We start from the raw sequence: 20123 nt of genomic DNA, 5'->3' as shown, positions 1-20123 counted from the left end.
GCGGTACGGGATTCCCGTACCGCCCCCCTCACGCACCGCGTGCGGTTACAGCACCTTGGACAGGAACGCCTTCGTCCGGTCGTGCTGGGGGTTGCCCAGCACCTCGCGCGGGTGGCCGGACTCGACCACAACGCCGCCGTCCATGAAGACGAGGTTGTCGCCGACCTCGCGGGCGAAGCCCATCTCGTGGGTCACCACGATCATGGTCATGCCCGACTCGGCCAGGTCCCGCATGACGTCGAGGACGTCGCCGACGAGCTCCGGGTCGAGCGCCGAGGTGGGCTCGTCGAAGAGCATCAGCTTCGGCTCCATGGCCAGCGCGCGGGCGATCGCCACACGCTGCTGCTGGCCGCCGGAGAGCTGTGTGGGGTAGTTCCCGCCCTTGTCCCCCAGGCCCACGCGGTCGAGGAGGCGGACCGCGCGCTCGCGCGCCACGGCCTTGCTCTCGCCCTTGACCATGACCGGGGCTTCCATGACGTTCTCGATGGCCGTCATGTGCGGGAAGAGGTTGAAGCGCTGGAAGACCATGCCGATCTCGCGGCGCTGGGCCGCGACCTCGCTGTCCTTCAGCTCGTAGAGCTTGTCGCCCTTCTGCTTGTACCCGACCAGCTGGCCGTCCACCGAGAGCCGCCCGGAGTTGATGCGCTCCAGGTGGTTGATGCACCGCAGGAAGGTCGACTTGCCGGAGCCGGACGGGCCGACCAGGCAGAAGACCTCGCGCGGGGCGACCTCAAGGTCGATGCCCCGGAGGATGTGGGCGGCGCCGTACGACTTGTGGACGCCCTCGGCCTTGACCATCGGCTGAGTGGTCATCGCGCGACCTCCGTACGGCGGAACATGTTCAGGTTGGCCTTCAGACGCTGGAACGGCGTCGGCGGCAGGTTCCGCGTGGAACCACGGGCGAAGCGGCGCTCCAGGTAGTACTGGCCGACGCTGAACACACTGGTCAGGGCCAGGTACCAGAAGGACGCCACGAACAGCATCTCCATGATGGCACCGGCCGTGTTGCCGATGTTCGACGAAGCCCGCAGGAGTTCCGTGTACTGCACGGCCGAGACCAGGGAGGAGGTCTTCAGCATGTTGATGAACTCGTTGCCGGTCGGCGGGATGATCACGCGCATCGCCTGCGGGAGCACGATCCGGCGCATGGTCTTCGTCTGCGGCATGCCGAGCGCGTGGGCGGCCTCGGTCTGGCCCTCGTCGACCGACTGGATGCCGGCCCGGACGATCTCCGCCATGTACGCGCCCTCGTTCAGGCCGAGGCCCAGGAGGGCGACCATGAACGGGGTCATGATGTCGACGGTCTCGTTCTTGTAGATCGGACCGAGGTTGATGTACTGGAAGATCAGCGACAGGTTGAACCACACCAGCAGCTGGACGTACACCGGGGTACCGCGGAAGAACCAGATGTAGAGCCAGGAGACGGCGCCGGTCACCGGGTTCTTGGAGAGGCGCATCACCGCGAACAGGATGCCGAGCACGAGGCCCAGCGCCATGGCCGAGACGCTGATGATCACGGTGTTGCCGAGACCGCTCAGAACCGCCGGGTCGAACAGCTTGTCGCCGACCGTCGCCCAGATGACGTTGCCGTTGGCGAACGCGTAGACGAGCCAGACGAGCAGCGCGACGACCACGACGCCGCTGACCCAGCGGCCGTAGTGCCGCACCGGAATTGCCTTGATGGCCTCGTACGGGAGGCCCGAGGCGCCGGGTCCGGCCGGCGGGTTCTCGGCCGGACCCTTTTCGATCTTGTCAGTCACAATGACTGCCCTTCAGTGGAGCGTGGAGCGCGGGACTTACTGACCTGCGTTGACCGTCGCGGACTTGACGGCACTGTCCTGCACGTTCCACTTCTCCAGCGCCTTGCCGTAGGAACCGTCCTTGATCGCGGCGTCCAGGGCCTGCTTGAGGGCGTCGCGGAGCTGGTTGTTGTCCTTGCTCACGCCGATGCCGAAGAGGCCGACGCCGCTCTGCTGGCCTGCGATCTCGAAGTCGTTGCCGCCACCGGAGGTCTTCACCGTGTAGGCGGCGACCGGGTAGTCGTTCAGGTCGGCGACGGCGCCGCCGGCCTTGACGCGGGTCTGCGCCTCGGCGTCGGTGTCGAAGGCCTGGATGGTGAGCTTCTTGTCGCCGCACTTCTCGGCCTGGGCCTTGAAGGCGTCCTCGTAGGTGGTGCCGCGCTGGACGGCCACCGTCTTGCCGCAGAGGTCGTCCAGGGACTTGATGCCCTCGGGGTTGCCCTTCTTGACGAGGAGCGAGAGGCCGGAGGAGAAGTAGTCGACGAAGTCGATCCCCTTGCCGATCTTCTGGCCCTTGTCGTCCAGGCCCTCCTGGCGCTGCTTGTTGTCGGTGATCGACGACATGATCGCGTCTTCGCGGCCGGTGTAGATCGAGGTGATCAGGCCGTCGAAGGTGCCCGCGGTGAACTGCATCTTCACACCGAGCTGCTTGCCCAGCGCCTCGGCGATGTCGGGGTCGACACCGACGATCTTGCCGCCCTCGACGAATTCCATCGGGGCGTAGGCGGAGTCCGTGCCGATCTTGATGACGCCGGCGTCCTGGATCTTCTTCGGCAGGGCCGAGAAGAGCGGGGCGGAGCTGTCCTTCGACGTACCGCCGGAGGGGGTAGACGAGGAGCCCTTGTCCGTCTGGTCACCACAGCCGGTGAGGATCAGGGCGCCGGTGACCGCGATCGCACCGACCGCGGCGATCCGGGACCGGGCGGCGGTCGTACGACGGGTGGTGCTAGCGGTCATGAGCTGGTTCCTCCGGGTGGCTGGGGAAAGCATCCGAGAGCGGTCGGCACGCACCTTCGAGTGTCGCGACCTCGTGTGATTACGGCATCTTGCCATTCGGACTGACGCATTCAGGCAGTTCGTCAGGTCAAAATCGGATAACGGGCGAGTGTGGGTACCCAACAGGACTGCGGAATGGGGGCTTCATGGCCGCAGGAACCCCTGCGACCTGGCCCTTTTGACGGACTATTTGCGGCCCGTCTCGCCCATTGGACAGAGACCTTTGGACCTTTCGCCAAAAACAGGACAAGCGGTCTACAGTCGAGCAGGAATCGACTCGTCTGAGCGAGCGTTCTTCGGGTACAACGGATCCTTACACCCCTCATCCGGGGCTCAGGGCGCGCGTGCGGCGCGCCCGCGCGTACGAACCTCCCCTTCGCGGAGACGGGCCAACCGTCGATGCGGAGTACGGACGCGGTGCCCGCCCACCCCTTAACCAGGTGTGGTCACCCTCAACGATTCAAAGACTTAAGGGGCCAAGAAAGTGGCAGCGGAGATCGTCAATCCTCGCAGCGACAGCGCGACGGACAACAACCCCGACGCGGTGTTCGCGCTGCACCGGGGCGGCAAGATGGCCATCCAGGCCACGGTGCCGGTCCAGAACAAGGACGACCTGTCCCTCGCGTACACGCCGGGCGTGGCGAAGGTCTGCAGCGCGATCGCGGAGCAGCCCGAGCTGGTGAACGAGTACACCTGGAAGTCCAACGTGGTCGCCGTCGTCACCGACGGTACGGCGGTGCTCGGACTCGGTGACATCGGTCCCGAGGCCTCCCTCCCCGTGATGGAGGGCAAGGCCATCCTGTTCAAGCAGTTCGGTGGTGTGGACGCGGTGCCGATCGCGCTCGCCACCAAGGACACGGACGAGATCGTCGAGACGGTCATCCGCCTCGCGCCGTCCTTCGGCGGGGTGAACCTGGAGGACATCTCCGCCCCCCGCTGCTTCGAGATCGAGCGCCGGCTCCAGGAAGCCCTGGACATCCCGATCTTCCACGACGACCAGCACGGCACGGCCATCGTGACGCTGGCCGCCCTGCGCAACGCCGCGAAGCTGACCGGGCGCACGCTCGGCGACCTGCGCGCCGTGATCTCGGGTGCGGGCGCGGCGGGCATCGCCATCGCCAAGATCCTCGTGGACGCGGGCATCGGCGACGTGTGCGTCACCGACCGCAAGGGCGTCGTCTCCGCGGACCGCTCCGACCTGACGGACGTTAAGGCCGAGATCGCGGGCCTGACGAACAAGACCGGCCAGACCGGCTCCCTGGAAGCGGCGCTGAACGGCGCGGACGTGTTCATCGGCGTCTCCGGCGGCACGGTGCCCGAGGAGGCGGTGGCCTCGATGGCGAAGGACGCCTTCGTCTTCGCCATGGCCAACCCGAACCCGGAGGTCCACCCGGACGTCGCGCACAAGTACGCGGCGGTCGTGGCTACGGGCCGCTCGGACTTCCCGAACCAGATCAACAACGTGCTGGCGTTCCCGGGCATCTTCGCGGGCGCCCTGAAGGTCCGCGCCAGCCGGATCACCGAGGGCATGAAGATCGCCGCCGCCGACGCCATCGCCGGTGTCGTGGGTGACGAGCTCGCCGCCGACTACGTGATCCCGTCGCCGTTCGACGAGCGCGTCGCCGAGGCCGTCGCGGCCGCGGTCGCCGCCGCCGCCAAGGCCGACGGCGTGGCCCGCCTGGTCTGACCGGGCAGCTGACGGAAAGAGGGGCCCGGCCGGATGTTCATCCGGCCGGGCCCCTCTCCTGTTTTTCGGGCACACCCTCCCCGCCCCCGAACCGGGAGGGGATGCTCCGCCTCAGCGCCTCAATGAAGCTGACGCTTCGTCAATGGGAATGCGGCCAACAAATGACAGGCACATGGCGAGCCGGACCGCATGGCCTGAATCCTACCGCCCTCCGCGGCTTGATCCTGACGTTCCGCTTCACCCTGCCGCACCACGCAAGACCCCACGTGGAACGCATGGTTGAGCGCGCAACGAATGGTTCCGCTCAGGCCGCGCCCGGCCCTCATGAGACGCACGGGAACCCCCACCCGGTTCCCGCCCACGGCCACCCGCCCGCGCAGGCCGCCGTGCGACGAAGGCCTCACCCACAGAGCCCCGGCAGGGCTGGCCCACCGGGCTACCGGGCGGTAGCGTCGCGGCATGTTCGCTGCCTACGCCGCCCGAATCGACCGTGACCAGCCGCTGAGCGGCCTCGTGCTGGGCGAGCGCCCGGCCCCCGAGGAGCGCCCCGGCTGGGTGACCGTGAACGTCAAGGCCGCCTCCCTCAACCACCACGACCTGTGGTCGCTGCGCGGGGTCGGCCTCGGCGAGGAGAAACTCCCGATGATCCTCGGCTGCGACGCCGCCGGCATCGACCAGGACGGCAACGAGGTCGTCCTGCACTCCGTGATCGGCCAGAGCGGCCACGGGGTCGGCCCCGACGAGCCCCGTTCGATCCTGACCGAGCGCTACCAGGGCACCTTCGCGGAACAGGTGACCGTCCCGGCCTGGAACGTCCTGCGCAAGCCCGCCGAGCTGTCGTTCGAGGAGGCCGCCTGCCTGCCGACGGCGTGGCTGACGGCGTACCGGATGCTCTTCACCAACGCGGGCGTACGGCCCGGCGACTCGGTGCTGGTCCAAGGCGCCGGCGGCGGTGTCGCCACCGCCGCGATCGTGCTCGGCAAAGCGGCGGGCCTGCGCGTCTTCGCCACCAGCCGGGACGAGGCCAAGCGCAAGCGGGCGGTGGAGCTGGGCGCGGTGGAGGCGTACGAGCCGGGCGCGCGACTGCCGCAGCGGGTGGACGCGGTGATCGAGACGGTCGGCGCGGCCACCTGGTCGCACTCGATCAAGTCCCTGCGCCCCGGCGGCACCCTGGTCATCTCGGGCGCAACGAGCGGGGACCGCCCCGCGCACGCCGAACTGACCCGGATCTTCTTCCTGGAGCTCAAGGTGGTCGGCTCGACGATGGGATCGAAGGACGAGCTGGAAGACCTGCTGGCCTTCTGCGCGGCGACCGGGGTGCGGCCGGTGATCGACGAGGTCCTGCCGCTGGACCGGGCGCGGGAGGGCTTCGCGAAGCTGGAGGCGGGCGACCTCTTCGGCAAGATCGTCCTGACGGTGTAGCGGAACGCCGGCACTCCTCCCCTCCCCGTCTGCCCCTCCTCATCTGTCAACGACGATTGACACGGGCCGCTCGTCAACCTAAATTGACAGACATGACGGAAGCAACCGATCTCGCCGAACGGGCCGGTGATCGCGACCCTCGCGTGGGCCTGCGTGCCGTGGCCGCCCTCCGCAGGCTGCTGGAGCAGCTGGAGGCCGTACAGGTGCGCAGTGCCCGCGCGCAGGGGTGGTCCTGGCAGGAGATCGCGGCAGAGCTGGGCGTGAGCCGGCAGGCCGTACACAAGAAGCACGGGAGGGTCTGATGTTCGAACGCTTCACGCGGGACGCCCGGGACGCCGTGACGGGAGCCGTGGCCGAGGCCCGGCGGACGGGGGCCGCCACGGTCACCGAGGAGCACCTGCTCCTCGCCCTGCTGGACCTGGGGGCGCTCGACCCGCTGGGCGTCGACCGCGCCGCGGTGGCGGCGGACCTCGCCGCGGCCCGCCGTCGCGGCGGGATGTCCCGGGCCGACGAGGAGGCCCTCGCGGACCTCGGCATCGACCTCACCGCGGTCCTCTCCCGGGTCGAGGAGACCCACGGCGAAGGCGCACTGACCGCCGCGGCCCCGCGCCGGCGGACGCTGGGTTCCTCGCTCCGCTCGGCACTGGGCCGCCCGGAGCCGGAAAGCCGCCACGTCCCGTTCACGCAGGGCGCGAAGAAGACCCTGGAGCAGTCGCTGCGCATCGCACTGGGTCGCCACGACCGCCACATCGCCACCCTGCACCTGCTGCTCGCCCTGCTCTCGCGTCCGGGTACGGCCGCCGAGGTCCTGGCGGACCACGGCGTCACGTACGCGGCGGCCGAGACGGGCCTGGCGGCCTGACTCGCGATCTATCGCGAGGGCCGGAGCGTCTCGGCCAGACGGCCCGCGGCCGCCGCGAGGTGGGCGCGGGCCTCGGCCAGCACGCCCGGGGTGACGCCGTGGTCGCGGGCCGCGTCGCGGACGTCGTCGCGGAAGCGGTCCAGCAGCCGGTCCAGGTCCCGGGCCGGGTCGCCGGTGGGTGTCAGGTCCTCGGCCCAGTGCGGGTCGGCGGCCGTGAAGGCCCCCGCACCGCTGCCGGCCGTACCGGTACTGGCCGGACCGGCGCCGGCCGTACCGGTCGGTGCACCGCCGAGCCAGCTGCCGGCCAGACTGCCCAGCATCCCGCCGGACTTCGCGAACTGCTCCTGGAGCTGGCCCGCGATCCGCACGACCTCCTCGCGCGCCCGCTCCTGCGCCTCCTTGGCCTGGCGGCGGGCCTGCTGGGCCTCCTCACGGGCCCGGCGGCTCTCGTCCTTCGCCCGGCGCGCCTGCTCCTTCCACTCCTGCTTGGCCTTGCGCAGCTCCTCCTTGGCCGCCGCCCAGGACGCGTCCTCGACCGGGGTCGCCGTCGCGGAGGCCGCGGCCCGCATCTCGCGCCTCAGGGCGCCCGCCGCGCCCCGTACGTCGTCGCGGATCTCCGCGGCCAGCTCGGAGACCGAGTCGCGGATCTCCAGTTCCAGGTCCGCGAGCTCACCGCCGCGGTCGGCCAGTTCGGCGCGGCCAGCCTCGGTGATGGAGTACACCTTGCGCCCGCCTTCGGTGGCGTGCGTGACCAGCCCCTCGGCCTCCAACTTGGCCAGCCGCGGGTACACCGTGCCCGCGGAGGGCGCGTACAGGCCCTGGAAACGCTCTTCCAGCAGTCGGATCACCTCGTACCCGTGCCGCGGGGCCTCGTCCAGCAGCTTGAGCAGGTAGAGGCGGAGGCGGCCGTGGGCGAAGACGGGCGGCATGTCAGAGCACCTTCTTGTCGAGCACGAGGGGGGCGCCGGCCGGGGCGTCGGAGGCCGGGCGGCGCAGCAGGGCGATACCACCCGAGACGGTGGTGGCCCGCAGGGTTCCGGTGCCCGCGCCCAGGGTGCCGGTGATCCGCTTGGCGCCGAACTGGCCGGATACGCGCAGGTCGTCGAAGGCGTTGGAGACGCCGCCGCTGGCCGTGTTGGCCTCCACCCGCGCGTCGGCGGGGTGCGGAAGGCGGATCGCGACCTCCCCGGACACGGAGTTCAGCGAAATGTCCACCGGGTGCGGCGCGGCCGGGTCGAGGGCCAGGTCGATGAGCATGTCGCCGCTGACCGAGTCGGCCCGTACGCTGCCGCCGGCGCCGTCGACGACGGTCAGGCCGCCGGACACGGAGTGGAAGCCGAACTCGCCTGTGACGGACTGGGCCTCGACGCTGCCGGAGACGGTGTTCGCGCTGACCCTGCCGGAGAGGCCGACCAGCGTGACGTCGCCGGAGACCCCGTGGACGTCGGTGCCGCCGCCGATGCCGGAGACGACCGCGGCGGCGCTGACCGCCGCGAGCTGGGCGTGCGTGGCGGCGGGGACGGTGAGGGTGACGGTGGCCTTGCGCTCCCAGGCCTTGCGGCCCCGGCCGGAGCCGGACCAGGCCTTCCAGGGCTTGCCGTCGAACCACTGCTTGAAGCTCTGGGAGCCGTTCCAGGGAAGGTCCTCGTAGGACACGGTGAGGGTGCCGCCCTCCTGGACGACGTACAGCGGCGGCCCGTCGACCGCGGCGACCTCAAGCCGGGCCGGACCCTCGTCGGCGACGACGTTCACCGTGCCGCCGACGACACGGACGCGGAGCTCGGTCACCGGCTCGTCGAAGGTGAGCTTCTGCGGTTCGGCGACCGACCACGTCTTCTGCTCTGCCATGGATCCTCCTCAGGCACGCAACATATCGCGTCTTCTGGCTAACACGATATATCGCGGTCGCGCGAAGTCAAGACCGCTCCCGTCCCGGGTCCGCCTGGGCCGTCGCAGCCGGAGGGGTCCGGGGCGCGGCGTTGCTGGGGGGGCGACGACCACCTCCGCGTACCGGGCCGCCCGGGCACCCATCGCGCGGATCGGGTCCAGGAGAGCCGCGCCCGCCTCCGTCAGCGCGTAGTCCACCCGCAGCGGACGCACCGGAGGGCGTACGGCTCACCACCGAGCTCATCACCGGCACGGGCTGCACCCCGCTGCCCTGCGGCGGACTCTCCCGGGCGCCGCTCCTGGAGGCCACCGCCCTCTTCGCCGTCGGGGTCTGGTGGCGGGGCGGTGACGCGCGCTCCGCCTTCTCCTCCCCCGCACTGGCCCTGGGGAGCCACCGACGACTGGCGCGCGCCTAAGCCGCCAGCAGCGGGCTCTCGTTGTGGTGGAGCCAGGCGCGGTACGGCGGCGTCCTGAGCGCGGCTTCGCGGTACGCCGCCCGGAGGTCCTCGAAGGTCTCGGCATGCGCGCCCGGCCGGCTGGCCATGAGCAGCCGGACCGCCAGCGGGTCCCCGGACAGCGGCCGGATCGCCATGTCCTCGCGCGGCCCCGACGTCGGCTGGCAGGGGGCCACCGCCTCGCCGGAGATGATCAGTGAGGTCGCGGTGTGGTAGTCGGCGTGCAGCACGGGCGGGTCCACCCCGGCCCCCGCGAACACCCGCCGCAGGCCGTCCCATTCGCCGTCCACGGAGGGGTCGACCGTCCACCGGTCGGCCGCCAGGTCCTGTAACCGGACCACCGGACTGCGCGCCGCGGGATGGTCCCGGGACATCGACACGAACTGCGGCTCCCGCTCCATCAGGACCCGCAGCTCCAGCCCGGCGGGCACCCAAAGGGAGCTGCCCTCGACCTCGTGGACGAACGCCACGTCCAGCTGCCCCGAAGCCACCATCCGTAGCAGGGCGTTGGCGGACACGTCCACCACCAGCGAGGTCTCGGTGTCGGGCAGCCTGCGGTGGATCCTGCGCAGCCATCCCGGCAGGGCCCGGCTCGCGGTGGAACCGATGTTCAGCCGCGGCCCCCGGGCCAGCGCCCTCGCCTCGGCGACGAGCGCGGCCATCTGGTCGAGCAGCGGGCGGGCCCGGCCGAGGACGGTGCGGCCGAAGGGGGTGGGCCGGCAGCCGGTGCGCTCGCGCAGGAACAGTTCGCCGTCCAGGGCGCGTTCGATGCGACGCAGCTGCGTCGTGAGGGAGGGCTGGCTCACGCCGAGCTGCCGCGCGGCCTTGTGCAGACTGCCGGCGTCGGCAATGGCGCACAGTGCGCGCAGGTGCCTCACCTCAAGCTCCATGTCCCGAGGGTAGGCCGGTGCCAGTGGACCGCACCAGCCACTGATACCCCATCTAATCCCGCCATTCTCACGGAAGTTGACCTTCCGAAATCTTCCCGATAGGGCGGCGCTATCGGTGGCTGACATCATCCGCCGACCGCTCCGGCTCCCGCAGACTCCGGTACCGAACGACCCACCCCCCGCACCGGATGAGTAGGAGCTCCCCCACATGCGCCACTCCCGTATGTCCCGCAAGGCCATGCTGGCCGCCACCATCGGCCTCGGCTTCGTGGCCGCCCTCGGCGTCGTCCCCACCGCCAGCGCGGCCCCCGCCTCCGCACCCGCCGGCAATGCCGCGAGCTACGCGGCGTACGAGCGCTCGCAGGAGAACCAGGCCGCGAACCGCGCCTTCTTCGAGGCCGTGCAGCGCTCGGTCGCCGAGCAGCGCGCCGCGAACCCGGGCGTCCTCGCGGTGACCGTCACGTACAACACGCGCAACGCGCCCAGCTTCCGCAGCCAGATATCCCGCTCCGCGCAGATATGGAACGGCTCGGTCTCGAACGTGAAGCTCCAGGAGGTGTCCTCCGGCGGGAACTTCTCGTACTACGAGGGCAACGACTCGCGCGGTTCCTACGCGAGCACGGACGGCCACGGCCGGGGCTACATCTTCCTCGACTACCAGCAGAACCAGCAGTACAACTCGACCCGGGTGACCGCGCACGAGACCGGCCACGTGCTGGGACTGCCGGACCACTACTCGGGCCCGTGCTCCGAGCTGATGTCGGGCGGAGGCCCCGGCACCTCGTGCACGAACGCCTACCCGAACGGCACGGAGCGCTCGCGCGTGGACCAGCTGTGGCGCAACGGGCTGGCCGCGTCGGGTCTGGGGACGAAGGGCTAGGAAGCCGAAGGGCTAGGGGATCTTTCCCACCTCGGGTACGTATTGCGCGCAGTCCGGGTTCCGACAGGGACCCGGCACCCACTCCGGAATGAAGATCCCCAGCGACTTGCGCCGCCGGATGACGGTTTCGACGGGGCGCCCGCAGACCGGGCACGCGAGCTGCTCGTGCGCGGTCTGCGGAGTCACCGCCTCGACATGCGGGTGCGTGTGGCGCCGGTCGTGCTGTTGGTGCTGTTCACCGGCCATACCTCCACGGTAGGCCGGTTTCGGCCGTTCGGCCGGTCTCAGCGCTTGACGGCGTACGAGCTCACGACCTGGCCGCCGCTGAAGCCGCGGACGCCGGTCAGCTCCAGGGGCCGCACCCCGAATCCGGCGCGGGACATCGGCATGCCGGTGCCGGCGAAGAACGGGTAGGTCTTGACGATGAACTCGTCGATCTCGTCGATCAGCTGGGTGGCGAGGTCGGCTCCGCCGCACAGCCAGATGTCGAGCCCGTCCCGGGCCTTCAGCTCCCGCACCCGGGCCACGAGGTCGCCGCTGATCAGCTGCACCTCCGGGTCCGGCGAGGCGGTCATCGAGCGCGAGACGACGTACTGATCGGCGAAGTGGCCGTAAGGGCTGGTCACGCCCTCCTTGAGGCCCGGCTCGTACGTGTTGCGGCCCATCAGGACCGTGTCGAAGCGCTTCGGCGGGGTGTCGGCGAGCCCGAGGTGCACGCGCCCCTGGGCGGCGATGGTCTCGGGGTACTCGGCCGCGAGGAACCCGACGAACTCGGGGTCCAGGGAGCTGTAGAAGAAATCGCCGTCGCCGTCCGGGGCTCCGATGAAGCCGTCGACGGTGGTGGCGATGAAGTACGTCAGCTTGCGCAAGCGAAATCTCTTTCGTCGGTCGGTGTCACCGCTCCGGGACACGTCGGCCAAAGTACTGTGCTTGCAGTGGTCACGCAAGGGTGTTCGCCGTCAGGACGCCGCCGACCCCTGCGGCTTGCGCCACATCGGCCACATCAGCGGCCCCTCCGGCAGCCGCACCGGCTCGCCGGTGAACTCCCAGCCGAGTCGCTCGTACAGCCCCTTGCTGCGCTCGCTGCTCGCTTCCAGGTACGCCGCCACGCCCTCGCGGTCGCAGCGCTCCAGCACCGGCCGCATCAGCTCGGTCCCGAGCCCCTCGCCCTGCCGGCCCGGGGCGACCGCGATCATCAGCAGGTACTCGTGCTCCTCGGAGGTCGGATGCACCGCCCCCGTCAGCCGGCCGACCAACTCGCACCGCTCGTTGTCGGGGTCGGCGACCGCCCGCATCTTCGCCGGGACGTCGTCCTCGGCGGCTTCCCCCTCCGGCTCCCCCTCCGGCACCCGCATCCACAGGGCGGCCGCCGAACCGTCCACCGCGTAGTCGATCCGCCCCTCGGCCAGTGCCACGTCCACGAAGACGCCCAGGAACCGGCCGTGCACCGCGGCCCGGTGCTCCGGGTCCGGGAAGACCCAGCTGCTCACCGGGTCGGTGCGGAAGGCCTCGTCGAGCAGGCGCGCCACCGCGTCCCGGTCCGACTGATCCGCCTGACGTATCTCCAGCGCCACTGGTCACACCCTTCGCTCGCGTTTCAACTACCGCCAGCGATCCTAGAGTTGACCCCGAACAGCGGAAAGCCCCGTTCCGGCACCATGCAGTGCCGGAACGGGACTTGCGCACGCCCTCCTGCGCGCTACGGGCTCACCGGGTGCGCCGCGTGACGAACTCCGCCAGCGCCAGCAGCCCGCCCGCCGCCGCGAGGTCCGGTACGGCCCGGGACAGCAGCTGCACCGCCCGGCCCATCCGGTCCGCGGCATGGGCCTGCGCCCAGTCGCGCCCGCCGGCCCGGTCCACGGCCGCGGCGGCCTTGTGCACCTCGTCCTCCGTCATGGGCCCCGCGTACAGGGCCGCGAGCTCCTCGCCGGCCGCGGTGCCCGAGGTGAGGGCGGCCACGACCGGGAGGGACTTCTTGCGGGCGATCAGATCGGCCCCGGCGGGCTTGCCGGTGTGGCCCGGATCCCCCCAGATGCCGATCAGGTCGTCGATCAGCTGGAAGGCCAGCCCGGCCTCCCGCCCGAAGGCGTCCATCGTGTCGACCTCGTCCGGCCCGGCGCCCGCGTACAGCGCACCGAGCGCGCAGGCGCAGCCCAGCAGGGCCCCGGTCTTGGCCGTCGCCATGGTCAGGCACTCGTCGAGCGAGACGTACGGCCGCTGCTCGAAGGCGCAATCGGCCTGCTGGCCGGCGCACAGCTCGATGATGCAGGCCGAGAGCCGCGCCGAGGCCTCCGCGGAGGCCGGATGCGGATCCTGCGCGAGCAGCCGCAGCGCGAGCGCCATCATCGCGTCACCGGTGATGATCGCGTCCGGTACCCCGAAGACGGTCCAGGCCGTGGGCCTGCCCCGCCGCTTGGTGTCCTTGTCGATGATGTCGTCGTGCAGCAGCGTGAAGTTGTGCGCCAGCTCCACGGCCGCCGCCGCCCGCACGGCGCTTTCGGCGGCCTTGCCGTCCTCGTCGTCGCCCCGGATGCCGCCCAGGGCCCGGGCGGCGGCCAGCACGAGCGCGGGCCGGATGGCCTTGCCCGCGTTGCCGTCGTAGCCCGCGGTCGGGGTGCCGTCCGCCTGCTCCCAGCCGAAGTGGTACATCGCCACGCGTCGCATCGAACCCGGCAGGCTCTCGACCGTGCGGCGCAGTTCCGGGTTGACCGTTTCTCTTGTCCGCTCCAGCAGGGCCGCGGCCTCCTGCCCCTCGCCGGTCGTGATCGCCTCAGTGGTGCCCATGGCGTGTCCCCGATCCCCGATCCCCGAAATCCCGATCCCCGGTGGTGCCCGGCCGGCCGCTCAGCTCCAGCGGGCGATCTCGACGTTCTCCAGGATGCCGAGCGCGTCCGGCACCAGTACCGCGGCGGAGAAGTAGGCGGTGACCAGGTACGAGGTGATCGCCTGCTCGCTGATGCCCATGAAGCGCGCCGACACGCTCGGCTCGATCTCGTCGGGGAGGCCGGGCTGGTGGAGGCCGATGACGCCGGAGTCGTCCTCGCCGGTGCGCATGCAGAGGATGGACGTCGTCCGCGCGTCGCTGATCGGGATCTTGTTGCACGGGAAGATCGGCACTCCCCGCCAGGACGCCACCCGGGTGCCGGCGACGTCGATCGTCTCCGGGTACAACCCGCGCTTGTTGCACTCGCGGCCGAAGGCGGCGATGGCGGCGGGGTGGGCGAGGAACATGTCGGAACCGCGGCGCATGCTGAGCAGCTGGTCCATGTCGTCGGGGCCGGGCCCGCCGTCGTGCGGCTGGATGCGCTGGTCGTAGTCGGCGTTGTGGAGCAGGCCGAACTCGCGGTTGTTGAGCATCTCGTGCTCCTGGCGCTCGCGCAGCGCCTCGACCGTGAGCCGCAACTGCTGCTCGGTCTGGTTCATCGGCTGGTTGTAGAGGTCGGCGACGCGCGTGTGCACCCGCAGGACCGTTTGTGCAATCGAGAGCTCGTACTCGCGCGGTTTGGCCTCGTAGTCCACGAAGGTGCCGGGGAGGACGGCTTCGCCCTGGTGGCCGGCGGAGAGGTCGATCGCGGCCTCTCCGTAGTCGTTGGTGCGCTGGGCGGGCAGCGAGCGCTGGGTCTGCACGTGCTCGCGCAGCGAGTCGACCCGGTCGGCGAGCAGCCGGAAGTCCTGGCGGGTCAGGACGAGCACGGTGCCGGAGGTGGCGGCGCGGGCGGTGTACTCCCAGATGGCCTCCTCGTCGGCGAGGGAGTGCTCGCCGAAGTAGGCGCCGTCGGCGACGGTCCGCAGGACGGCGTCCTCGCCGTAGGGGCCGGGGCCGATCTGGTCGATGCGCCCGTGCGCGAGCAGGAACACGCTGTCGGAGGGGCTGCCGAAGGAGGTCAGTTCCTGACCGGCCTCGAAGTCGACCTGCCGGCACCGCTGGGCGAGCTCGGCGAGCACGTCCAGGTCCTCGTAGGTGCGCAGCAGCGGGAGTTCGCCGAGCTCGGCCGGGATGACCTGGACCTGGGTCCCGGTCTTGATGAACTCCACGCGTCCGTCGCCGACGGAGTAGCTCAGTCGCCGGTTCACCCGGTACGTGCCGCCCTGCACGGACACCCACGGGAGCATCTTCAGGAGCCACCGGGAGGTGATCTCCTGCATCTGCGGCGCCGACTTGGTCGTGGTTGCCAAGTTCCGCGCGGCCGCTGTCGCAAGACTCCGCTGTGGTGTCCCGACCTCAGATTCGGAACCTGCCTGGACCGACATGTGCATCCCTTTCGATCACTCCATGGATCTGCGGGATGCAGCCTTCCAGTACGGAACGTGGTGGGACCATTACACAAAAGGGTGGGACTACTCCGTTCGGGGGTGGGCACCCTTTGTGGTTCACCTCTTCTTGCGTGGAACTTAAGTTGCATCGCAGATGCGAGTTTTCTAGAGTGAGGCCATGCGGCTGACCCGATTCACCGACCTGGCGTTGCGCGTCCTGATGCGCCTCGCCGTCGAGGACGCGGACCTCCCGACCACGCGGGACGTGGCGGCGACCATGGAGGTCCCGTACACGCACACCGCGAAGGTCGTCGCCAAGCTGCAGCACCTCGGCCTGGTCGAGGCGCGGCGCGGGCGCGGCGGCGGGCTCGCCCTGACCGCCGCCGGGCGGGCCGCCTCGGTGGGCGGGGTCGTCCGCGAACTGGAGGGTGCGGGCGACGTCGTGGACTGCGACGGCAGCACGCCCTGCCCGCTGCGCGGCGCCTGCGTCTTGCGGGGCGCGCTGCGCCGGGCCCAGGAGGCCTTCTTCGCCGCATTGGACCCGCTGACGGTGGACGACCTCGTCGCGGCGCCCACCGGCCCGGTACTGCTGGGCCTGTCGAGCGGGCCGCCGGGGCGGACCGGGACCGCCTGAACCCGGGGGCGCCCACGCACCCCGCTTCGAACGGGTGCACCCACATCCAAAAATACGCATCTCACATACCAATTAGGAGCACCGGATGCTGTCCGAGAAGTCGACCGAGACCGTACGAGCCACCCTGCCCGCCGTCGGCGCGGCCATCGGCGACATCGCGGACCTCTTCTACACGAAGCTGTTCGCCGCCCACCCCGAGCTGCTCCGCGACCTGTTCAACCGCGGCAACCAGAAGGCCGGTCTCCAGAAGCAGGCCCTCGCCGGCTCCATCGCGGCCTTCGCCACCCACCTCGTGGCCCACCCGGACACCCGCCCGGACGTGATGCTGCACCGCATCGCGCACAAGCACGCCTCCCTCGGCGTCACCCGCGAGCAGTACCCGGTCGTCCACCACCACCTCTTCTCGGCGATCGTCGACGTCCTCGGCGAAGCCGTCACCCCCGAGGTGGCCGAGGCCTGGGACGAGGTCTACTGGCTGATGGCCAACGCCCTGATCGCCATCGAGGAGCGGCTCTACGCCGAGCAGCAGGTCCTCGCCGGGGATGTCTGGCGCACCTGGACGGTCGCCGGCCGCATCGAGGAGACCGCGGACTGCACCACCTTCCACCTGGCTCCGGCGGACGGCGCCCCCGCCCCCTCCTTCAAGCCCGGCCAGTACGTCTCCGTCCAGGTGGAACTGCCCGACGGCGCCCGCCAGATACGCCAGTACAGCCTCTCCCGCGGCCCCGGCTCCGCCGTGCACGCGATCACCGTCAAGCGGGTCCACGGCCCGGCCGCCGCGGGCCCGGACGGCGAGGTCTCGAACCACCTGCACGCCCGGATCGCGACCGGCGACACGCTGCGGGTCTCGGCCCCGTACGGCGACCTCGTGCTGAGGGACTCCGCCGCGCCGGTCCTGCTCGCCTCGGCCGGGATCGGTTGCACCCCGATGCTGTCGATGCTGGAACACCTGGCCGAGACCGGGCACGCCGCCCGGGTGACCGTCCTGCACGCCGACCGCTCCCCCGCCGACCACGCGCTGCGGGACGACCACCGGGCGCTGACGCACAAGCTGGCCGACGCCTCGGCCCACTTCTGGTACGAGGCCGACGCCGAGCCCGGCGACGGCGAGGGCCTCCTCGACCTGGCGGACGTCCAGGTGGACCCGGGCACCACGGCCTACCTGTGCGGGCCGCTCCCCTTCATGCGGACCGTGCGCGCGCAGCTGCTCGCCAAGGGCGTGCCCGCATCGGACATCCACTACGAGGTGTTCGGCCCGGACCTGTGGCTGGCCTCCGCGTAACCACAGCGACTGGCGCAACTGCCTCAACTGCCGTGACGAGTGGGCCGGTCGGGACGAGTGTCCGGATCGGCTCGCTCACTGTACGAACGCACTAGCCCGGAAGGACCGCCTCCATTACACCGGAGAGCAACGAGGTGGACACGAAAGGTGACCACCGTGCACCCGGAGAGGAGGCGGCCATGTCCGCACCCATGTCCGCGGACCGCTTCATCGGAGCACTGCGGAACGAGGGTCTGACCGTCGTCGAGGTCGGCGCCTGGCGCACCCACAACCGCAACCACAAGGGCCCGTGGGGCCCGGTGAACGGGGTGATGATCCACCACACCGTCACGCACGGCACCGCGTTCACCGTCGCGCTCTGCCGCGACGGCGACGAGGACCTGCCCGGCCCGCTGTGCCACGGCGTGATCACCAAGGACGGCCGGGTCCACCTGGTCGGCTACGGCCGCGCCAACCACGCCGGGGCGGGCGATTCCGACGTCCTGGCGGCAGTGATCGCCGAGAAGCGGCTCCCGCCGGACCGTCGGGCGAACACCGACGGCAACCGGCACTTCTACGGCTTCGAGTGCGAGAACCTCGGCGACGGCGACGACCTCTGGCCGGAGGTCCAGCTCGACGCCATGGTCCGCGCCGCGGCAGCCCTGTGCCGCGTCCACGGCTGGACCGAGCGCTCGGTGATCGGCCACCGCGAATGGCAGCCCGGCAAGATCGACCCGAAGGGCTTCACGATGGACGCGTTCCGGGCCCGGGTCGGTGAACGCCTCAACTGACGAATGCGGTTGACACCCCGTGATCGACCCGCTTCCCTGACCCGATGGCTGATCTTCGCATCGAACGGGTGGCCGGCGAAGCCTCCCTCCAGGACTGGCGGCACGTCCACAACGTGATCATTCCCCCGGACGCCCTGAGCCTTCGAGAAGTGCGCGAGCGCGCCGGGCGCCACCTCCTGGACGTCGCCTACCTCGGCGACGTGCTCGTCGGCTGCATGACCGTGCGCCGGCCCACGGCCGACGCCCCGTCGGTGGCCACCGTGATCGCCCGGATCCTGCCCGCGCACCGCGGGCAGGGCTTCGGCACCGCCCTCTACGCCCACGGCCTCGACCAAGCACGCGCACTCGTCCCCGCCCCCGACACGATCGAGACGATCGTCCTGGGCTCCAACGAGGACGGCCTGCGCTTCGCCCGCTCCCACGGCTTCGAGGAATCGGAGCGCTACGTCCTCCCGGGTGCGACGGTCCCGTACGTCCACCTCCGCGTGCCCTGCGCCGCCGCCCGGAACACCGAGGACGCCACAATGGACGGGTGAACCGTCCCGCGAACCCCGACGCGCTCTTGCAGCCGCGCCCGCCCTCGCCGCTGCTCGAAGTGCGGGACGAGCGGTTCGAGCGGTACGGGGTGCGGCTGCTGCTGAAGCGGGACGACCTCGTCCATCCCGAGCTGCCCGGCAACAAGTGGCGCAAGCTCGCGCCGAACCTGCGGGCCGCCGTCACCGGGGGCTTCCCCGGCGTGGCGACCTTCGGCGGGGCGTACTCGAACCACCTGCGGGCCACCGCCGCGGCCGGGCGGCTGCTGGGGATCCCCGCCGTCGGGATCGTCCGCGGTGACGAGCTCGCCGGCCGGCCCCTCAACGACTCCCTGGCCCGGTGCGCGGCGGACGGCATGCGGCTGCACTTCGTCACGCGCTCGGAGTACCGCCGCAAGGCCGAACCCGAGGTGCTGGCCCGGCTGCTGGCGCAGGCCGGCGCGGCCGCCTCGTACGTCGTCCCCGAGGGCGGCAGCAACGCCCTCGCCCTGCACGGGTGCGCGGAGCTCGGGCGCGAGCTGCGGGGCACGTCCGACGTCGTCGCGGTGGCCTGCGGCACGGGCGGCACCCTGGCGGGAATCGCGGCCGGACTGGCCCCGGGCCAGCGGGCGCTGGGCGTTCCCGTCCTGGCGGGCGGGTTCCTCGGGGCGGAGATACGTTCCCTCCAGCAGGCGGCCTTCGGCGGCCCGGCCGGGGACTGGAGCCTGGCCGAGGGCTTCCACCACGGCGGCTACGCCCGCGTCCCCGCCCTGCTGGACGCGTTCGCCGCCGACTTCGAGGAGCGGCACGGGTTCCCGGTCGAGCGGATCTACGTGGCCAAGCTGCTCTGGGCCCTGGCCGCCCTCACGGAGTCGGGCGCCTTCCCCGCGGGCACCACCCTGGCGGCCGTCGTCACCGGCCGCCCGTGACCCGTCCGGCGCGGGTGGCGTGCCAGTACCAGCGGGTGGCCGCGAGGAGCGCCAGACCGTAGCCCGCGAAGGCAGCGTTCCCGATCCACCCCACCAGCAGGCCGTCGCCCGCGGACGGGAGGTCCCCTGGCGGAGGGGGCTGCCACGCCCAGCCGGACCAGCGCCAGGTAACCGAGCCCCAGCAGGCCGTACGGGACCAGGGTGCCCGCGCCGATCAGCGCCGGGGTCAGCGGCAGCCAGCGCGGCAGGCGCAGGCCCCACGGGCGGATCGGGCAGAACAGCAGCAGGATCCCGATCAGCGCCATCAGCACCGTGCCGTCCAAGCCCCACCGCTCCAGCGTCATCCACAGCCCGGACGCGCCGTTGCGCTCGTACGCGGTGAGCATCTCGGCCCCGGTGATGCCGCCGAAGGTGCCGCCCAGGGCCCAGGTGAGCTTCATCGCCGCGTACGGCACGAAGCTCAGCACCCCCACGTACGCGATCCAGCGGCCCGGCCGTCCCGGCGCAGCAGCGTCCCGGCCGCGGCCCCGGCCCGCCGCGGCGCCCGACAGCACCGCGCCCGCCAACCCCAGGGCGTACAGGGCGGCGCCCGTCCAACTGTCCGGCGGCTGCCCGAACAGCAGCGCGATCACGTCCATCAGCAGCAGGCACCCCGAGGCGGCGGACAGCGCGCACGCCGCCCACGACAGCGACCGCAGCCGAGCCGTCCGAGCCGCGACGGCCACCGCGGCCACGGCCGCCGCTGCGGTCAGGGGCCACGCCGCGAGCGGCGGCCCCCACCCCGACACGCCGGCCGCGAGCCCCGCGGGACCCGCAACGGCGGCCCACCGACTTCTCGATGTCATGCCCCGAGCCTCGCGGCGG

At 71.3% G+C, this 20123-nt stretch carries 22 protein-coding genes; 10 read left to right on the top strand and 12 right to left on the bottom strand.

Features of this window, described 5'->3' with window-relative positions:
- Window positions 1-45 precede the first annotated feature (45 nt).
- Genes OHA65_RS25075 through OHA65_RS25065 form a run of 3 tightly spaced genes read right to left on the bottom strand, consistent with a single transcriptional unit; the run spans window position 46 to window position 2756 of the window.
- Window positions 46-813: an amino acid ABC transporter ATP-binding protein gene (locus OHA65_RS25075; protein WP_328763637.1), complete on the bottom strand. Its 768-nt coding sequence runs from the start codon at window positions 811-813 to the stop codon at window positions 46-48.
- Window positions 810-1760: an amino acid ABC transporter permease gene (locus tag OHA65_RS25070; protein ID WP_030153623.1), complete on the bottom strand. Its 951-nt coding sequence runs from the start codon at window positions 1758-1760 to the stop codon at window positions 810-812. The genes OHA65_RS25075 and OHA65_RS25070 overlap by 4 nt, the downstream gene beginning before the upstream one ends.
- Before the next feature lie 36 nt (window positions 1761-1796).
- A complete protein-coding gene (locus tag OHA65_RS25065) occupies window positions 1797-2756 on the bottom strand; it encodes an ABC transporter substrate-binding protein (RefSeq protein ID WP_327285367.1) in 960 nt (319 codons plus the stop codon).
- Window positions 2757-3279: 523 nt separating this feature from the next.
- Here OHA65_RS25065 and OHA65_RS25060 point away from each other — a divergent pair.
- From OHA65_RS25060 to OHA65_RS25045, 4 genes are all read left to right on the top strand, one after another.
- Window positions 3280-4482 carry an NADP-dependent malic enzyme gene (locus OHA65_RS25060; protein ID WP_371644759.1) on the top strand — a complete coding sequence of 401 codons (1203 nt, stop codon included), beginning with the start codon at window positions 3280-3282 and terminating at the stop codon, window positions 4480-4482.
- A 459-nt stretch (window positions 4483-4941) separates the two neighbouring features.
- Complete coding sequence (locus OHA65_RS25055; RefSeq protein ID WP_405762456.1) at window positions 4942-5904, top strand: zinc-binding dehydrogenase; 963 nt, start codon at window positions 4942-4944, stop codon at window positions 5902-5904.
- Window positions 5905-5996: 92 nt separating this feature from the next.
- Window positions 5997-6206, top strand: a complete 210-nt coding sequence (locus OHA65_RS25050; protein WP_008741547.1) for a helix-turn-helix domain-containing protein — start codon at window positions 5997-5999, stop codon at window positions 6204-6206.
- Window positions 6206-6766, top strand: a complete 561-nt coding sequence (locus OHA65_RS25045) for a Clp protease N-terminal domain-containing protein (protein WP_328763636.1) — start codon at window positions 6206-6208, stop codon at window positions 6764-6766. Before OHA65_RS25050 ends, OHA65_RS25045 begins: the two co-directional genes overlap by 1 nt.
- 8 nt (window positions 6767-6774) lie before the next feature.
- On the opposite strand, the gene OHA65_RS25040 is transcribed toward OHA65_RS25045, so the two are convergent.
- The 3 genes from OHA65_RS25040 to OHA65_RS25030 form a co-directional block, all read right to left on the bottom strand.
- Window positions 6775-7695 carry a helix-turn-helix transcriptional regulator gene (locus OHA65_RS25040; protein WP_328763634.1) on the bottom strand — a complete coding sequence of 307 codons (921 nt, stop codon included), beginning with the start codon at window positions 7693-7695 and terminating at the stop codon, window positions 6775-6777.
- A 1-nt stretch (window position 7696) separates the two neighbouring features.
- Window positions 7697-8614: a DUF4097 family beta strand repeat-containing protein gene (locus OHA65_RS25035; protein ID WP_405762454.1), complete on the bottom strand. Its 918-nt coding sequence runs from the start codon at window positions 8612-8614 to the stop codon at window positions 7697-7699.
- Between the two features lie 451 nt (window positions 8615-9065).
- Window positions 9066-9998 carry a LysR family transcriptional regulator gene (locus tag OHA65_RS25030; protein ID WP_327285361.1) on the bottom strand — a complete coding sequence of 311 codons (933 nt, stop codon included), beginning with the start codon at window positions 9996-9998 and terminating at the stop codon, window positions 9066-9068.
- Window positions 9999-10206: 208 nt separating this feature from the next.
- Between OHA65_RS25030 and snpA the strand changes: the two genes are divergently transcribed.
- Window positions 10207-10878, top strand: coding sequence for a snapalysin (gene snpA / locus OHA65_RS25025; protein WP_328763632.1), 672 nt, complete (start codon window positions 10207-10209; stop codon window positions 10876-10878).
- A 12-nt stretch (window positions 10879-10890) separates the two neighbouring features.
- On the opposite strand, the gene OHA65_RS25020 is transcribed toward snpA, so the two are convergent.
- The 5 genes from OHA65_RS25020 to OHA65_RS25000 all read right to left on the bottom strand — a co-directional run bounded on the left by OHA65_RS25020 (window position 10891) and on the right by OHA65_RS25000 (window position 15129).
- Window positions 10891-11124 (bottom strand): hypothetical protein, encoded by a 234-nt coding sequence (locus tag OHA65_RS25020; protein ID WP_327285358.1) that lies wholly within the window; start codon window positions 11122-11124, stop codon window positions 10891-10893.
- A gap of 38 nt (window positions 11125-11162) precedes the next feature.
- On the bottom strand, window positions 11163-11747 hold the full coding sequence (locus OHA65_RS25015) for a dihydrofolate reductase family protein (RefSeq protein WP_327285357.1): 585 nt from the start codon (window positions 11745-11747) through the stop codon (window positions 11163-11165).
- Between the two features lie 90 nt (window positions 11748-11837).
- Complete coding sequence (locus OHA65_RS25010; protein ID WP_405762453.1) at window positions 11838-12452, bottom strand: GNAT family N-acetyltransferase; 615 nt, start codon at window positions 12450-12452, stop codon at window positions 11838-11840.
- A gap of 133 nt (window positions 12453-12585) precedes the next feature.
- Window positions 12586-13662 (bottom strand): family 2 encapsulin nanocompartment cargo protein polyprenyl transferase, encoded by a 1077-nt coding sequence (locus OHA65_RS25005; protein WP_329314490.1) that lies wholly within the window; start codon window positions 13660-13662, stop codon window positions 12586-12588.
- 60 nt (window positions 13663-13722) lie between these two features.
- Window positions 13723-15129, bottom strand: a complete 1407-nt coding sequence (locus tag OHA65_RS25000; protein WP_405762450.1) for a family 2B encapsulin nanocompartment shell protein — start codon at window positions 15127-15129, stop codon at window positions 13723-13725.
- A 181-nt stretch (window positions 15130-15310) separates the two neighbouring features.
- On the opposite strand from OHA65_RS25000, the gene OHA65_RS24995 reads away from it, so the two are divergent.
- The 5 genes from OHA65_RS24995 (at window position 15311) to OHA65_RS24975 (ending at window position 19259) form a co-directional block, all read left to right on the top strand.
- The gene (locus tag OHA65_RS24995; protein ID WP_328763630.1) at window positions 15311-15766 is read left to right on the top strand and encodes an Rrf2 family transcriptional regulator; all 456 of its coding nucleotides are present in this window, start codon (window positions 15311-15313) and stop codon (window positions 15764-15766) included.
- An 85-nt stretch (window positions 15767-15851) separates the two neighbouring features.
- Window positions 15852-17048 carry a globin domain-containing protein gene (locus OHA65_RS24990; protein WP_329314488.1) on the top strand — a complete coding sequence of 399 codons (1197 nt, stop codon included), beginning with the start codon at window positions 15852-15854 and terminating at the stop codon, window positions 17046-17048.
- 179 nt (window positions 17049-17227) lie between these two features.
- On the top strand, window positions 17228-17818 hold the full coding sequence (locus OHA65_RS24985; RefSeq protein WP_405762449.1) for an N-acetylmuramoyl-L-alanine amidase: 591 nt from the start codon (window positions 17228-17230) through the stop codon (window positions 17816-17818).
- Window positions 17819-17862: 44 nt separating this feature from the next.
- Complete coding sequence (locus OHA65_RS24980) at window positions 17863-18354, top strand: GNAT family N-acetyltransferase (RefSeq protein WP_328763625.1); 492 nt, start codon at window positions 17863-17865, stop codon at window positions 18352-18354.
- Window positions 18351-19259 carry a 1-aminocyclopropane-1-carboxylate deaminase/D-cysteine desulfhydrase gene (locus OHA65_RS24975; protein WP_405762447.1) on the top strand — a complete coding sequence of 303 codons (909 nt, stop codon included), beginning with the start codon at window positions 18351-18353 and terminating at the stop codon, window positions 19257-19259. Before OHA65_RS24980 ends, OHA65_RS24975 begins: the two co-directional genes overlap by 4 nt.
- Here the strand turns inward: OHA65_RS24975 and OHA65_RS24970 are convergent.
- The gene (locus OHA65_RS24970) at window positions 19160-20104 is read right to left on the bottom strand and encodes a hypothetical protein (protein ID WP_405762445.1); all 945 of its coding nucleotides are present in this window, start codon (window positions 20102-20104) and stop codon (window positions 19160-19162) included. The two genes, OHA65_RS24975 and OHA65_RS24970, sit on opposite strands and share 100 nt — an antisense overlap.
- Window positions 20105-20123: the final 19 nt, after the last annotated feature.

The organism is Streptomyces sp. NBC_00045 (assembly GCF_045041095.1).
Classification (GTDB): Bacteria; Actinomycetota; Actinomycetes; order Streptomycetales; family Streptomycetaceae; genus Streptomyces.
Note: the sequence above shows the minus strand (reverse complement) of the source record. Positions and strands in the feature narration are given on the sequence as shown.

What these genes read in the sequence shown, in the direction of transcription:
- snpA (WP_328763632.1), top strand. Translation starts at nt 10,207, where the DNA reads ATGCGCCACTCCCGTATGTCCCGCAAGGCCATGCTGGCCGCCACCATC.
- OHA65_RS24980 (WP_328763625.1), top strand. Translation starts at nt 17,863, where the DNA reads ATGGCTGATCTTCGCATCGAACGGGTGGCCGGCGAAGCCTCCCTCCAG.
- OHA65_RS24985 (WP_405762449.1), top strand. Translation starts at nt 17,228, where the DNA reads ATGTCCGCACCCATGTCCGCGGACCGCTTCATCGGAGCACTGCGGAAC.
- OHA65_RS25075 (WP_328763637.1), bottom strand. Translation starts at nt 813, where the DNA reads ATGACCACTCAGCCGATGGTCAAGGCCGAGGGCGTCCACAAGTCGTAC.
- OHA65_RS25030 (WP_327285361.1), bottom strand. Translation starts at nt 9,998, where the DNA reads ATGGAGCTTGAGGTGAGGCACCTGCGCGCACTGTGCGCCATTGCCGAC.
- OHA65_RS25055 (WP_405762456.1), top strand. Translation starts at nt 4,942, where the DNA reads ATGTTCGCTGCCTACGCCGCCCGAATCGACCGTGACCAGCCGCTGAGC.
- OHA65_RS25020 (WP_327285358.1), bottom strand. Translation starts at nt 11,124, where the DNA reads ATGGCCGGTGAACAGCACCAACAGCACGACCGGCGCCACACGCACCCG.
- OHA65_RS25050 (WP_008741547.1), top strand. Translation starts at nt 5,997, where the DNA reads ATGACGGAAGCAACCGATCTCGCCGAACGGGCCGGTGATCGCGACCCT.
- OHA65_RS25040 (WP_328763634.1), bottom strand. Translation starts at nt 7,695, where the DNA reads ATGCCGCCCGTCTTCGCCCACGGCCGCCTCCGCCTCTACCTGCTCAAG.
- OHA65_RS24990 (WP_329314488.1), top strand. Translation starts at nt 15,852, where the DNA reads ATGCTGTCCGAGAAGTCGACCGAGACCGTACGAGCCACCCTGCCCGCC.
- OHA65_RS24995 (WP_328763630.1), top strand. Translation starts at nt 15,311, where the DNA reads ATGCGGCTGACCCGATTCACCGACCTGGCGTTGCGCGTCCTGATGCGC.
- OHA65_RS25045 (WP_328763636.1), top strand. Translation starts at nt 6,206, where the DNA reads ATGTTCGAACGCTTCACGCGGGACGCCCGGGACGCCGTGACGGGAGCC.
- OHA65_RS24970 (WP_405762445.1), bottom strand. Translation starts at nt 20,104, where the DNA reads ATGACATCGAGAAGTCGGTGGGCCGCCGTTGCGGGTCCCGCGGGGCTC.
- OHA65_RS25065 (WP_327285367.1), bottom strand. Translation starts at nt 2,756, where the DNA reads ATGACCGCTAGCACCACCCGTCGTACGACCGCCGCCCGGTCCCGGATC.
- OHA65_RS25000 (WP_405762450.1), bottom strand. Translation starts at nt 15,129, where the DNA reads ATGTCGGTCCAGGCAGGTTCCGAATCTGAGGTCGGGACACCACAGCGG.
- OHA65_RS25035 (WP_405762454.1), bottom strand. Translation starts at nt 8,614, where the DNA reads ATGGCAGAGCAGAAGACGTGGTCGGTCGCCGAACCGCAGAAGCTCACC.
- OHA65_RS25005 (WP_329314490.1), bottom strand. Translation starts at nt 13,662, where the DNA reads ATGGGCACCACTGAGGCGATCACGACCGGCGAGGGGCAGGAGGCCGCG.